Annotated in this window: 14 protein-coding genes; 2 read left to right on the top strand and 12 right to left on the bottom strand. The window is 62.8% G+C overall.

Annotated features, from left to right (window positions below; translation table 11 throughout):
- Position 1: 1 nt before the first annotated feature.
- Positions 2-997, bottom strand: a complete 996-nt coding sequence (locus LMTR3_RS06205) for a tripartite tricarboxylate transporter substrate binding protein (RefSeq protein WP_065744211.1) — start codon at positions 995-997, stop codon at positions 2-4.
- Between the two features lie 221 nt (positions 998-1218).
- Here LMTR3_RS06205 and LMTR3_RS06200 point away from each other — a divergent pair, with 221 nt between their 5' ends.
- Positions 1219-1689: an SRPBCC family protein gene (locus LMTR3_RS06200; protein WP_065744210.1), complete on the top strand. Its 471-nt coding sequence runs from the start codon at positions 1219-1221 to the stop codon at positions 1687-1689.
- 4 nt (positions 1690-1693) lie between these two features.
- Here LMTR3_RS06200 and LMTR3_RS06195 read toward each other — a convergent pair whose 3' ends face one another.
- The 11 genes from LMTR3_RS06195 to LMTR3_RS06145 all read right to left on the bottom strand — a co-directional run bounded on the left by LMTR3_RS06195 (position 1694) and on the right by LMTR3_RS06145 (position 10400).
- Positions 1694-2482, bottom strand: coding sequence for a DUF3298 and DUF4163 domain-containing protein (locus LMTR3_RS06195; protein WP_065744209.1), 789 nt, complete (start codon positions 2480-2482; stop codon positions 1694-1696).
- Positions 2479-2814 carry a HepT-like ribonuclease domain-containing protein gene (locus LMTR3_RS06190; protein ID WP_065744208.1) on the bottom strand — a complete coding sequence of 112 codons (336 nt, stop codon included), beginning with the start codon at positions 2812-2814 and terminating at the stop codon, positions 2479-2481. The genes LMTR3_RS06195 and LMTR3_RS06190 overlap by 4 nt, the downstream gene beginning before the upstream one ends.
- Before the next feature lie 120 nt (positions 2815-2934).
- Positions 2935-3111: a nucleotidyltransferase family protein gene (locus tag LMTR3_RS39055; protein ID WP_245319780.1), complete on the bottom strand. Its 177-nt coding sequence runs from the start codon at positions 3109-3111 to the stop codon at positions 2935-2937.
- 35 nt (positions 3112-3146) lie between these two features.
- Positions 3147-5303 (bottom strand): methylmalonyl-CoA mutase, encoded by a 2157-nt coding sequence (scpA, locus tag LMTR3_RS06180; protein WP_065744207.1) that lies wholly within the window; start codon positions 5301-5303, stop codon positions 3147-3149.
- 42 nt (positions 5304-5345) lie between these two features.
- Positions 5346-5813, bottom strand: coding sequence for a GFA family protein (locus LMTR3_RS06175; protein ID WP_065744206.1), 468 nt, complete (start codon positions 5811-5813; stop codon positions 5346-5348).
- The gene (locus LMTR3_RS06170; RefSeq protein WP_065744322.1) at positions 5810-7678 is read right to left on the bottom strand and encodes a methylmalonyl-CoA mutase subunit beta; all 1869 of its coding nucleotides are present in this window, start codon (positions 7676-7678) and stop codon (positions 5810-5812) included. The genes LMTR3_RS06175 and LMTR3_RS06170 overlap by 4 nt, the downstream gene beginning before the upstream one ends.
- A 92-nt stretch (positions 7679-7770) precedes the next feature.
- Positions 7771-8262: a 2-amino-4-hydroxy-6-hydroxymethyldihydropteridine diphosphokinase gene (folK, locus tag LMTR3_RS06165; RefSeq protein ID WP_065744205.1), complete on the bottom strand. Its 492-nt coding sequence runs from the start codon at positions 8260-8262 to the stop codon at positions 7771-7773.
- 1 nt (position 8263) lies between these two features.
- On the bottom strand, positions 8264-8635 hold the full coding sequence (folB, locus tag LMTR3_RS06160) for a dihydroneopterin aldolase (RefSeq protein ID WP_065744204.1): 372 nt from the start codon (positions 8633-8635) through the stop codon (positions 8264-8266).
- Complete coding sequence (folP, locus tag LMTR3_RS06155; RefSeq protein WP_065744203.1) at positions 8632-9489, bottom strand: dihydropteroate synthase; 858 nt, start codon at positions 9487-9489, stop codon at positions 8632-8634. Before folP ends, folB begins: the two co-directional genes overlap by 4 nt.
- A gap of 86 nt (positions 9490-9575) precedes the next feature.
- Positions 9576-9983 carry a DUF4332 domain-containing protein gene (locus LMTR3_RS06150; protein WP_065744202.1) on the bottom strand — a complete coding sequence of 136 codons (408 nt, stop codon included), beginning with the start codon at positions 9981-9983 and terminating at the stop codon, positions 9576-9578.
- A 51-nt stretch (positions 9984-10034) separates the two neighbouring features.
- Positions 10035-10400, bottom strand: coding sequence for a hypothetical protein (locus LMTR3_RS06145; protein ID WP_065744201.1), 366 nt, complete (start codon positions 10398-10400; stop codon positions 10035-10037).
- Between the two features lie 323 nt (positions 10401-10723).
- Between LMTR3_RS06145 and LMTR3_RS06140 the strand changes: the two genes are divergently transcribed.
- A complete protein-coding gene (locus LMTR3_RS06140) occupies positions 10724-12346 on the top strand; it encodes a helicase HerA-like domain-containing protein (protein WP_065744200.1) in 1623 nt (540 codons plus the stop codon).
- Positions 12347-12411: the final 65 nt, after the last annotated feature.

The raw sequence follows: 12411 nt of genomic DNA, 5'->3' as shown, positions 1-12411 counted from the left end.
ATCAGGCCTTCGAGAGACCGGCGGCCTTCATCGCCACGCCCATCTGGGCGTCGCCTTTTTCCATGAAGGCGGCGAACTGGGCCGCATCGCCCCACACCGTTCCGAAGCCGCGATTGCTCATGAAGTCCTTGAACTCCTTGGAGTCATAGACCTTCTTCAGCGACGCGGTGAGTTTCGTCGCCACATCAATGGGCAGGCCCTTGGGGCCGGCAATGCCGCGCCAAGCGCCGGTCGAATAATCGATGCCCATGGCTTCCTTCAGCGTCGGCACATCGGGGAATGCAGGGTTGCGCGCCGTAGCCATGACGGCGAGGCTGCGCGCCTTGCCGGCCTCGATGATGGCGCGCGCTTCCGGCACCGAGCAGGTGGTGAGGTCGATACCGCCGGCAGCCAGATCCTGCATCGCGGGCGCGGCGCCGTTCGACGGCACCCAGGCTACGTGATTGGGGGCAAGTCCCATCGCCTGCATCCAGCCGACCAGTGCGAGATGCCAAATGCCGCCCTGGCCAGTGCCGGAGGCCTTGAACTTGCCGGCGGGAGCGGCCTTGATCGCATCCGCCAGTTCCTTCACGGTCTTGTAGGGCGAGGTGGAACTGACCTGGATGCCGGGCGGATCCTCGTTCATCAGCGCCAGCGGCGTGTAGCTCTTGGGCGCCAGTTCGGTGAGCCCCTGCCAGTGCATCATCGAGATTTCCACCGTCAGCATGCCGATGGTGTAGCCGTCGGGCTGCGCGGTCGCGATCGCGGAATGGCCGACCACGCCAGAGCCGCCGGTGCGGTTGACCACGTTGAACGGCTGGCCGAGATCCTTTTCCAACAGCGCCGCGACAATGCGCGCGGTCGCGTCGGTGCCGCCGCCGGCACCCCAGGGCACGATCACGGTCACCGGCCGTGCCGGATAGGCCTGCGCCAAAGCCGGCTTGAAACCAAAGCCTGCGACAGCCGCGGCAGCAGCGGATGAAGCCGCGAAGGCGCGGCGCGTGATCTTTTTGGACATTGATGGTCCTCCCTGCGGCGTCCGTGATGCCGGGCGCTCTTGTGATCAGACATTCTAGGCGGCTTTGCGTTGGGGTCGCAAGGCATTGGCGAACGATGGGGATCGCCACCGGGTGGCATCGCGCCACATCCGGAAATCGGGTGGCGGCGATCGGGCCACCCGAAATAGGTATCCATGTGCGGCCCAGTCATCGAGCCGCGATCGCTTGCGGAGCGAGAGCCATGACAACAGCCTATTACAGCACCGTGCTGGACCATCCCATGGAAATCGTGTGGGCCCTGATCCGCGATTTCAACAATTATCCGGCCTATATCGAAGGGGTCAGTGAGAGCGTGATCGAGGATGACAAGGACGGCGACGAAATCGGCGCGGTCAGGCGCTTCTGCTATCTCGGCAACTGGATCAGGCAGCGACTCGCCGGCCACTCCGATGCAGCGCATTCGCTGACCTATGCGGGCATCGAGCCGTTGCCGTTTCCGGCCGGGCTGGCGCCGGACGCGCCCACGCCGGTGCGCTATGAGGGAACGATGCACCTGCTTCCGGTCGTCGAGGGCAACCGGACCTTCATCGAATGGTCGGTGAAGCTCGACACCGCACCGCAGGATGCCGATCGCTGGCAGGCGTTGTTCCAGTCATGGATTCCGGATTGGACGCATTCGCTCGAACGGTCGCTCGGCCGGCTTGCTGCTTGATCCGTCAATGCGGCCGGTCTTCGTCTTCCTTCGGTCGCGCGCCACCGAAAATTCTGGCGCCCTCCGGCGTCAGATATGGCTTCAACGTCTCCCACGGCACGAAGGCGACATACTCGCCTTCGGCATAGGAGCCAACCGCGTAAGGAGCGTAGTAAAAGTTCAGGCCGGAGCTCTTGCCTTCCTCGGTCGATGGCGCCAGTGCGACGGGCCCGATCTTGAGAAGCTTTGGCTCGATGCCCTCGATGGCGCTGGTATCAGTGCCTTCCGCGCCGCGTTTCTTTTTCTCGGCCGTGAGAGAGGCAATGACGCCTTGCCGCATCGCTTTCAGCGTCGGGCCGTTGTCAGCCGATTCTGTGAAGAACGGACGGATGCTGATGCGCTTGCCGGCTGACTTGTCCCACAGGATCGTATCGGACGAGCTGTTGGGGTGCGCGCCGCCAGTATATTCGTAATCGGCCCTGATGATGCTGACGTAGCGGCCATCGACCACCGAGCGCGTCTGGTATTTCCGTTCATACGACCACGCGTTGCGGAAGAGGCCAGGGTCCTGCTTGCGTTCCTTGTCGGCATCGGCGCGGTTCTTCTGCGCCCACGCTTTTCCCTCCGCCAGGCAGTTCGCCGCCAGCGCCGCATCGGCCTTGATCGTCGCGTCGAGAAAGACGCTGGCCTTGAGCCATTTGGTCTTGATGGAAAATTCCGGCTTGGGCTCGGCGGCAAGAGTTGCCGAGATTGACAGCGAGCCCAGCAGTCCGACAATGCTGAACGCGCCCCGAAGTCCCTTGGGAAAAGTCAACGCTTCAATTCCTTGGCAATACGTTCAACGAAAGTTTGGAGGGGCTCAAGGTCATCCTCGATCATTGTCCATAGCAAGCCAGCGTCAGTCCGATGATAGGCATGATTTCCGAGATCGGCCAACCGCCTCCAATTGATGCCTGGTTCCTGTGCCTGCATGTCTGGTGGGATAAATCGCGATGCCTCGCTGATGATTTCGAGTAGCCGCCCGACGGCCATTCGCATCACCAGATTGTTCGCAAAACTATCGTGCGTTTGCCCTGCTACGATTTCCCGAATGCTGCCGATGGCGTTGGCAATATGGCCAACCCGATCAGCTATAGTCGGTCGCACGTTAAAACACTTCGACAATATCGTCCGCGATTCGTTCGGCGAAGCGCGGCGGAATGGATCGACGCATGGTGGCCTGCGCAGGTAACCCCGTAGCGTTCTCAATGATATGCTCAACACCGATCAAGTTGAGAAGCGAGAAGGACACATCGGGTTCGACCTCGATAGCACGTCGATGTCACTGTCGGGACGATTGTCGCCGCGCACACGCGAACCGAAGATGGCGAGCCGCGTCACGCCTTCGGCTTTGATTGCGTCGGCGTTCTTCCGGATGGTCGAAATAATCTCTTCTCGTGTCATGGCGTGACCTGGGCTCGATCTCACCAGTCTATCAGCTACTCCGCCGCCTCGCTATGGCCGAGCCGGGCGTTGAGCTTGTGGATCAGCTCTTCGGCGGCGTCCGAGATCACGGTGCCGGGCGGGAAGATCGCTTCGGCGCCGGCCGCATACAGCGCCTCATAATCCTGCGGCGGGACGACGCCGCCGATGATGATCATGATGTCCTCGCGGCCATGCTTTTTCAGCGCGGCCTTGAGCTCCGGTACGGCGGTGAGATGGGCCGCCGCCAGCGATGATACGCCGAGGATATGGACGTCGTTCTCCACCGCCTGGCGCGCCGCCTCGTCGGCGGTAGCGAATAGCGGTCCGATATCGACGTCGAAGCCGACATCGGCAAAGGCGGATGCGATCACCTTCTGGCCGCGGTCGTGGCCGTCCTGACCAATCTTGGCGACGAGGATGCGAGGCCGGCGGCCCTCGGCAGTCTCGAACGCATCGATCAGCGCCTGCACCTTTTCGACCCGGTTGGACATGGCGGACGCCTCCCGCTTGTAGACGCCGGTGATGGATTTGATCTCGGCGCGGTGCCGCCCGAACACCTTTTCCATCGCGTCCGAAATTTCGCCGACGGTGGCTTTCGCCCGCGCCGCGTCAATCGCAAGCGCCAGCAGATTGCCGTTGCCTTCGCCGGCGCTGCGCGTCAGCGCGGCCAGCGCAGAATCGACTTCCTTCTGGTCGCGCTCGGTGCGCAGCCGCTTCAGCTTGTCGATCTGCAGCCGCCGCACGGTGGAATTCTCCACCTTGAGCACGTCGATCGGCGCTTCGTTGACCGGTTTGTACTTGTTGACGCCGATCACGGCCTGCTTGCCGGCGTCGATCCGGGCCTGCGTCTTGGCGGAAGCTTCCTCGATTCTGAGCTTCGGCACGCCGGCCTCGATCGCCTTCGCCATGCCGCCGAGCGCCTCGACCTCCTGGATATGGCCCCAGGCCTTCGCCGCGAGATCCCGCGTCAGCCGCTCGACGTAATAGGAGCCGCCCCAGGGATCGATGATGCGGTTGGTGCCGCTCTCCTGCTGCAGGAACAATTGCGTGTTGCGGGCGATGCGGGCCGAAAAATCCGTCGGCAGCGCCAGCGCCTCGTCGAGCGCGTTGGTGTGCAGCGACTGCGTATGGCCTTGGGTCGCCGCCATCGCCTCGATCGTCGTGCGCATCACGTTGTTGAAGACGTCCTGCGCGGTCAGCGACCAGCCGGAGGTCTGGCAATGCGTGCGCAGCGACAGCGAGCGCGGGTCCTTCGGATTGAACTGCTTCAACAGTTTTGCCCACAGCAGCCGCGCCGCGCGCATCTTGGCGACTTCCATGAAGAAGTTCATGCCGATCGCCCAGAAGAACGACAGCCGCGGCGCGAAGCGGTCGACGTCGAGGCCCGCCGCAAGCCCGGCGCGCAAATATTCGACGCCGTCGGCCAGCGTATAGGCGAGTTCGAGGTCTTGCGTAGCTCCAGCTTCCTGCATGTGATAGCCGGAGATCGAGATCGAATTGTATTTGGGCATCCGCTGCGAGGTGTAGGCGAAGATGTCGGAGATGATCCGCATCGAGGGCGCCGGCGGATAGATGTAGGTGTTGCGCACCATGAATTCTTTCAGAATGTCGTTCTGAATGGTGCCTGACAATTTCTCCGGCGGAACACCCTGTTCCTCGGCGGCTGCGACGAACAGCGCGAGGATCGGCAGCACCGCGCCGTTCATGGTCATCGACACGCTCATCTGGTCGAGCGGAATGCCCGCAAACAGCGTGCGCATGTCGTAGATGGAATCGATCGCCACGCCCGCCATTCCTACGTCGCCGGACACGCGCGGATGATCGGAATCGTAGCCGCGGTGGGTGGCGAGGTCGAACGCGACCGAAAGGCCCTTCTGCCCGGCGGCGAGGTTGCGGCGATAGAACGCGTTGGAATCCTCCGCCGTGGAGAAGCCGGCATATTGCCTGATCGTCCAGGGCTGGTTGACATACATGGTCGGGTAGGGGCCGCGCAGATAGGGCGCGACGCCCGGCCAGGTCTCCAGGAAATCGATGCCTTCGAGATCGGCCTCGCTGTAGGCCGACTTTACCGGAATGCCCTCCGGCGTCAGCCAGGGCTCGGTGCTGCCGGCGGGCTGTGCGGGCGCGGTGGCTTCAAAGGCGATATTCGCAAAGTTCGGTATGCGGCTCATGTTACCCATTATAGCACATGTGGCTGGCAGCGATCGCCACCCCTAATCATGGTCCGGATGCTGATGGCTGACGATGGTCGCCATCTTCTCCGGCCCGTAATTCTGCTGCGTGGTCTGGCTCGGGAGGTTGGCGATGCCGACCACCCAGCCGAGCCGGGATTCGGTGCCATATTGCCGGGTTGGCACAACCAGGTCTGGGCGGTCGAACGCGCCGGTCATGATCTCGATCCGGGGGCCGCCGATCAGCCGGTAGGTCAGGGGCGTGCCGCAGGCCGCGCAGAAATCGCGCTCGGCAATGGAAGAAGACTGGAACGACGCCGGCTTGCCGCGGGTCCAGGTGAAATGCTCGTGCTCGATATCGGCGAGGGAGGCGAAGGGCGCGCCCGATGCCTTCTGGCACATCCGGCAATGGCAGATGCTGACTTTGGGCGGCACTTTCGACACTGCAAAGCGGATGGCGCCGCATTGGCAGCCGCCGGTCAGGACCGTCTTGTGGTTGCTTTCCGTCATGCTCGCTCCATCCGCTGCCAGGCTTCCTGCAGCATCGCCAGCGCGTCGCCGCCGGCAAAGATGAAGTCGGCGACACCGGCCGAGCGCAGCGCAGCCTCCTGTTCGCCGGGCCGTCCTGCCAAATAGATATGCTTGGCGCCGGCCGCTTGAAGGGCCTTGGCGGCGGGTATCGCGTGTTCCGCATAGACCTTGTCGGACGTGCACAGGCAGGCAATTGCCGCACCGGACGCCGTGAATGCGGCAGCGAGTGCTGCAGGATCCGCAAATCCTTGGCTATCGAGCGCCTCGATGCCGCCGGTCTCAAAGAAACTTTTTGCGAACGTGGCGCGCGCGGTGAAAGCTGCGGGCGTCCCCAGGTTGGCGAGGAATATCTTTGGCCGCGCGCCCGATGCCTTGAGTTTTTCGTCCGATTTGTCCCGCAGCGCCTCGAACGGAGCGGCCAGCCTTATCGGTGGCAGGCAATCGAATTTGAATTTCGCCTCGCCATAGGACGGCAGCACCACCGGCGTCGCATCGAGCACCGCGATCTCTGCCTCATGCAGGTTCGGAAATACACTGGCGCCGGTCAGCACGTCACGTCGCTTGGCAATATTGGCCTCGCGCGCGGCCCGCGTGGCGGCGACCTTTTTCTGGATCAGATTCTGTTCGAGCGCCGCGAACATGCCGCCGGCCTTCTCGATTTCCTGGAACAGCGACCATGCAGCTTCGCAGAGTTGCCGCGTCAGCGTTTCGATGCCGCCGGAGCCGGTTGCGGGATCGCTCACCTTGGCGAGATTGGATTCTTCCAAAAGCACCAGTTGCGTGTTGCGCGCCACGCGTCGTGCGAACGGATCAGGTAGCCCCAGCGCCAGGGTGTGCGGCAATACGGTGATGGCGTTGGCGCCGCCGAGGCCGGCGGAGAAGGTCGCCATCGTTGCGCGCAGCATGTTCACATAAGGGTCGCGCTGCGTCAGCATGCGCCAGGCGGTATCGGCGGCGATGAATAGCGGTTTGGGCGTCAGACCGCAGGCCTGCTCGATCCGCGCCCACAGTAGCCGCAGCGCGCGGAATTTCGCCAGCGTCAGAAACTGATCGGCATCGGCGGCAAGCCGCGCATAGACCAGGCCCTGTGCATCTTCGAGCGCAATCCCGGCCTGTTCGATCGCGCGCAGATAGGCGACGCCCGAGGCGAGCACGAATGCCAGCTCCTGCGCTTCCGATCCTCCGACATCGTGGATCACTCGTCCATCGGCCGCTGCGAACGGACCCTTAAAGCCCATGGTGGTGAGGCCCTGGATCGCACTGGCAACCGCGGGCACGATTTCGTCCCAGCTATGGGGACTGGAGCCCGACACCGCACAGGATCCGAGCGGGTCGAGACCGAAACGGATATCGCAGGCCGCGGGACTAAGTCCTTTGCGTTTGATATATTCGGCGACGTGAATCGCCGCCATGCGCGACTGCGGACCGATTTGAAGCTCGATACCGATGCCGGCGTCGAGATATATGCCGTCAAGAACCGCTTCGACGGCTTCGGCCGAAGGGTCCAATCCAAACCCGTGGGAGCCATTGGCGCCGGCGAACACCAGTGTCAGCCCGGTGGCGCCATTTTCGAGATCGTGCAGTGCCTGCGCGTTGGCCGCTTTGGCGTCGGGATGATCGATCCGCTGCATGACCTGCCAGGGCGCGGCGGCGGCACGGCCGGCGACCGGGGTGGCACCTTTCGCGCGGTGATAGATCGGATCGATCTTCAACCCGTCGGACGTCTTGCTGACCAGTTTCTCGAACGGTGCGCCTTTCAGCACCCCGTCGACCAGCTTGCGCCAGTCCTCGTAGGTCGCCTGCGGAAACTCCGCGGCCAATGTCAGCTCATCGTTATCAGTCATCCGGCCCATCATTCCCTGGTCGTCTCTTGATTTGGCCGGAAATTGCCACGGGGCGGCCGCCAAGCCAAACGGTTGTTTTGGGCTTTTTGGGCTCAATCAAGGTCGGGTAAGCGCTCAATCCCCTCGGTCGACAATTGTGCCAGCGCATCCCGCACGCGGCGTCCCGCAATGATACGGTCGGGAACGATCTCGGCCAGCGGCACCAGCACAAAGGCGCGCTCGAAAGCCCGCGGGTGCGGCAGCGTCAGTTCCGGCTTGTCGAGGCTGACGTCATCATAGGCGATCAGGTCGAGGTCGAGGGTGCGCGGGCCCCAGCGCGTCTCATGAGCGCGGTCGCGGCCGAACTTCTTCTCGATCTTGTGCAGCGTGAACAGCAGCGCATGCGGATCGAGGCTGGTTTCGATCTCGATGCAGGCGTTGATGAAGGGCGCCTGGTGTTCCTCGCCCCAGGGCGGGGTGATGTAGTCAGAGGAACGCGCGAGCAACGCCCCCTGGGTCATGCCGCAAATATTGGAGATGGCCTTTTTGAACGTCGCGCGGACATCGCCGACATTTCCGCCGAGCGCGATCAGCACGTCCGCCATGTCAGGGCGATGACCGTTTGCGCACGAGGACCACGCCGACATCCTCGAAGATCTCGGCGATCGGCGCATGCGGCTTGTGGACCGTGACCTTGACCGCATGGACGCGTGGGAACGCCGCGAAGATCGCGTCGGAAACGGCGCCGGCCGCACGCTCCAAAAGCTTGTAGTTGGTGTTGGTGAACGCGGCGGTCGCGGTCTCGACCACGCTGGCATAAGACACCGTGTCGGACAGGCGATCAGAGTGCGAGGATTCTGACAGGTCGACGGAGAGTTCGAGATCGATCACGAACCGTTGCCCGACTTTGGTCTCGTGCTCCATCACGCCGTGGCGGGCATGGATGACGACGCCGGTGATGAAAATCGTATCGCTCATTGCCGTTCCCTGATTGCCGCAGCCACGCGCAACGCCTGTACGGTTTCGGCGACGTCATGCGCCCGGATGATCCGCGCCCCGTTTTGGGCCGCCAGCAGATGCGCGGCAATCGAGCCGCCGAGGCGTTGATGCGGTTCCGACGGCGTCACCGTGCTGATGAAACGCTTGCGCGAGGCGCCGACCAATAGTGGAAGTCCGAGGGACTGCAACTCGCCGAGCCGCGCCAGCGCGGTCATACTCTGCTCGGGCGTCTTGCCGAAGCCGATGCCGGGGTCGAGCACGATCTTGTCGGATGAAATTCCCGCCTTCGCGGCGATGTCGAGCGAACGCGCAAAGAAAGCGGCGATATCCTGCATGATGTCGATCGCAGGATCGGCAAGCTCGCGGTTATGCATGACGATGACGGGCGCACCACGTTCCGCGACCAGCCCGGCCATGCCGGAATCGCGCTGCAGGCCCCAGACATCGTTGGCGATGGCGGCACCCTGATCGAGCGCCCAGGCGACGACGGCCGATTTCATGCTGTCGATCGACACGGGAATGCCGAGCGCGACGACATCGGACAGTACCGGCTGCAGGCGCTTCAATTCTTCTTCCGCCGAGACCGGTTCCGATCCGTAAGGCCGGGTGGATTCCGCGCCGATGTCGATGATGTCGGCGCCCTCGGCGATCATCCGCCGGGCCTGAGCCAGCGCCCGCTCCGGGGTGGCGAATTGACCGCCGTCCGAGAATGAATCCGGCGTCAAATTCAGCACACCCATCACCGCCGGATAGGGCCTGGACAGCAGCGCAGGCAGCACCGATTGACCGGCCGGACCGGACGCAGCGGGAGGTCTGAGCTTGGCTGCCGTCATGCGGTCGCTTTGCGCGGTCCGCGCCGCCGAGTCAAGGCGTGAGGGCCGGCACCGCGGGACCGGCCTGTCGCTTCAGTCGCCGATCTTCAATAGCTGATTTTGGGCGGCAGCTTGCGCGCTTGCTCGATCAGTTGCTCGACCGATCGTTCGGAGGGCAAAACCCGGACGAGTTTGCACTTCGTGTTCACGTCTTTCATGTTCTGGGCGAGTCGCGCCGGATTGCGATGGGCGAGTTCGCGTACCGTGGTGACGCCCGCGGCGCGTATCAGGCCAACCTTGGCCTTGCCCATCCCGGGAATGCGCATGTAGTCGGAAAAATTGGCCCACTCCAGCAGTTGCTGCTCGCTGATGCCGGTCTTCGCTGCGAGCGACTTGCGCCCTTTCACGGTGCGAGCGGCTTCCAGCAGCGCATCGGTCGTGCGAATGCCCAACGATTTCAGTTTCGAGGCAGAGTAGGCGGTCAAGCCATCGATCTCGGAAAGGGGATAAGTCATGATACCAGATGAAAAAAGAATGTGCCCGGGCCGAATGTGCTCACCAGATGACTATGCGAACTGGCTGAGACCAGGCGTCCCCGAAATGATTTCGCCCATTTGATCCGCTCCGATTTTGTCGCGACCGAACCTGAAAAGTTCACGCGCCACGCTTTGAATTTCACTCATGCCCAGACCGAGCGCCATCAACCTGGTGCCAACCGCCATCAAGCCTCCGCCCATCAGCTTCGCGAAGCCGCCATTGCTGCTGGAAGCCGCAATCGCAGCTTCGGCACCCGGAATTTGGTCGATCAGAGCCTGAACCTTGTCGGAGGGACCCTCGTTGCGGAGAAAACCCAGAACGATGCCGATGGTTTTTTCAGCGACAGCGCGATCGATACCGGCCTTGGAGGCCAGTCGCCCTACCAGTTCGTCCATATTGCCCCGTCCCCAAACCGGCTTTACCGGGTCGTCCACTTGCAAATTGATCTTGAGCGCCTGCGATCTGAATTACAAGCGATCCGCGCGTGCGAAGGCCTAGATCGAGTCGCGAGTGTTGCAGCAATGCAAGAGTGAAGGCCGGTTTCACGCTGACTTGTTGCGCTGCGCTCTCGATTTTCCTGCCGAAGGTTGGAAAAAAGCATGAGAAGCATGAACGAGAGGCGGCCGAACGCTCACGTTTGTACCGCCGACGGTTTCAATCCGCGGGCAGGATGCGATATGATCGCCACCAAATCCCCGGCGCGCGAAGAGGCGATGCGATGGCGACCCCCGATAACAAAACGGCCGATACTGACGAGAAAATTTTCATCGGAAAGAGCGAACAGACGGCTTGGCTGACGCTGGCGCTTGCCAATCGGCATGGCCTCGTCACCGGAGCGACCGGCACCGGCAAGACCGTGTCGCTGCAGGTGATGGCGGAGGGCTTTGCCCGCGCCGGTGTTCCCGTGTTCGCGGCCGATATCAAGGGCGATCTGTCCGGTATCTCCGAAGTCGGCGAGGCCAAGGACTTCATCCTCAAGCGTGCCGGCGAGATGGGCCTCAATTTCCAGCCCGACCAGTTCTCGACCGTGTTTTGGGACGTGTTCGGCGAGCAGGGCCATCCGGTTCGCGCCACGGTCACGGAAATGGGGCCGCTGTTGCTATCGCGAATGCTCGACCTGAACGACGTGCAGGAAGGCGTCCTCAACGTCGCATTCCGTGTGGCGGATGAAAACGGATTACCTCTGCTCGACATGAAGGATCTGCGGTCGCTGCTGGATGCAATCGTTCCCAATGGCCGCAAGAAGGGGCCGGATGACGAGGAAGATCCGTTTGCCGAGATCCGGAAGGTCGCGCAAAGCTACGGCAATGTCAGCAAGGCGACCGTCGGGACCATTCAGCGACAGCTTCTGGTGCTGGAAAACCAGGGCGGCACTAAATTCTTCGGCGAGCCGGCGCTTTTGCTGAAAGACTTCATGAAGACCGACAGCGACGGCCGGGGAATGGTCAACATTCTGGTCGCCGACAAGCTGATGCAGAACCCGCGGCTCTACGCAACGTTTCTGCTGTGGATGCTGTCGGAGCTGTTCGAAGAGCTGCCGGAAGCCGGCGACCTGCCGAAGCCGAAACTGGTCTTCTTCTTCGATGAGGCGCATCTGTTGTTCAACGATGCGCCGAAGGCATTGCTCGACAAGATCGAGCAGGTGGTCCGCCTGATCCGCTCCAAGGGCGTCGGCGTCTATTTCGTCACGCAAAATCCGATCGACGTGCCGGACAAGGTGCTCGCCCAGTTAGGCAACCGCGTGCAGCACGCGTTGCGCGCCTTCACGCCGCGCGACCAGAAGGCGGTGAACGCGGCGGCGCAGACCTTCCGGCCGAACCCCAAGCTCGACACCGCTCGAGTCATCATGGAACTCGGCAAGGGCGAGGCGCTGGTGTCGTTCCTTGAAGGCGGCGGCACGCCAACCATGGTCGAGCGCGTCATGATCCGGCCGCCGACGGCGCGGATCGGGCCGATCACGCCGGAAGAGCGCAAGGCAATCATGGGCAAGAGCCCGGTCAAAGGCAAATACGACACCGCGGTCGACGCCGAATCCGCCTACGAGATGCTGCAGAAGCGGGTGGCTACGACGGCGGCGCCTGCGGAAGGGCAGGATGGTGGCGCTGGCGGCGGCATTCTCGGCCAGATCGGCTCGATCGTCGGCACGATCTTCGGCACCAACGTCAGGCGCGGCAGGCTGACGACTGGTCAAGTCATCGCTCGAGACGTCACCCGTTCGGTCACCAACAAGGTCGTCGGTGGCATCGTTGCCGATCTCGGCAAGTCGGTCGGCGGATCGCTCGGCGGTTCAGTTGGTCGCGCGCTGGTGCGCGGCGCGCTCGGCGGCTTGCTGCGGCGATAGGGGTTTTTGAGCGAAGGTGGTAGTCGATTCGCGTGAAGATCCGCGACGTAATCTCCTCTGAATCC

Origin of the sequence: Bradyrhizobium sp. LMTR 3 (assembly GCF_001693485.1) — a bacterium.
Lineage (GTDB): Bacteria > Pseudomonadota > Alphaproteobacteria > Rhizobiales > Xanthobacteraceae > Bradyrhizobium.
Note: the sequence above shows the minus strand (reverse complement) of the source record. Positions and strands in the feature narration are given on the sequence as shown.

Excerpts from the sequence above, each read along its gene's own strand:
- LMTR3_RS06175 (WP_065744206.1), bottom strand. The coding sequence starts at position 5,813 with ATGACGGAAAGCAACCACAAGACGGTCCTGACCGGCGGCTGCCAATGC.
- LMTR3_RS06200 (WP_065744210.1), top strand. The coding sequence starts at position 1,219 with ATGACAACAGCCTATTACAGCACCGTGCTGGACCATCCCATGGAAATC.
- folP (WP_065744203.1), bottom strand. The coding sequence starts at position 9,489 with ATGACGGCAGCCAAGCTCAGACCTCCCGCTGCGTCCGGTCCGGCCGGT.
- folB (WP_065744204.1), bottom strand. The coding sequence starts at position 8,635 with ATGAGCGATACGATTTTCATCACCGGCGTCGTCATCCATGCCCGCCAC.
- LMTR3_RS06170 (WP_065744322.1), bottom strand. The coding sequence starts at position 7,678 with ATGACTGATAACGATGAGCTGACATTGGCCGCGGAGTTTCCGCAGGCG.
- LMTR3_RS06145 (WP_065744201.1), bottom strand. The coding sequence starts at position 10,400 with ATGGACGAACTGGTAGGGCGACTGGCCTCCAAGGCCGGTATCGATCGC.
- LMTR3_RS06150 (WP_065744202.1), bottom strand. The coding sequence starts at position 9,983 with ATGACTTATCCCCTTTCCGAGATCGATGGCTTGACCGCCTACTCTGCC.
- LMTR3_RS39055 (WP_245319780.1), bottom strand. The coding sequence starts at position 3,111 with ATGACACGAGAAGAGATTATTTCGACCATCCGGAAGAACGCCGACGCA.
- folK (WP_065744205.1), bottom strand. The coding sequence starts at position 8,262 with ATGGCGGACGTGCTGATCGCGCTCGGCGGAAATGTCGGCGATGTCCGC.
- scpA (WP_065744207.1), bottom strand. The coding sequence starts at position 5,303 with ATGAGCCGCATACCGAACTTTGCGAATATCGCCTTTGAAGCCACCGCG.
- LMTR3_RS06140 (WP_065744200.1), top strand. The coding sequence starts at position 10,724 with ATGGCGACCCCCGATAACAAAACGGCCGATACTGACGAGAAAATTTTC.
- LMTR3_RS06205 (WP_065744211.1), bottom strand. The coding sequence starts at position 997 with ATGTCCAAAAAGATCACGCGCCGCGCCTTCGCGGCTTCATCCGCTGCT.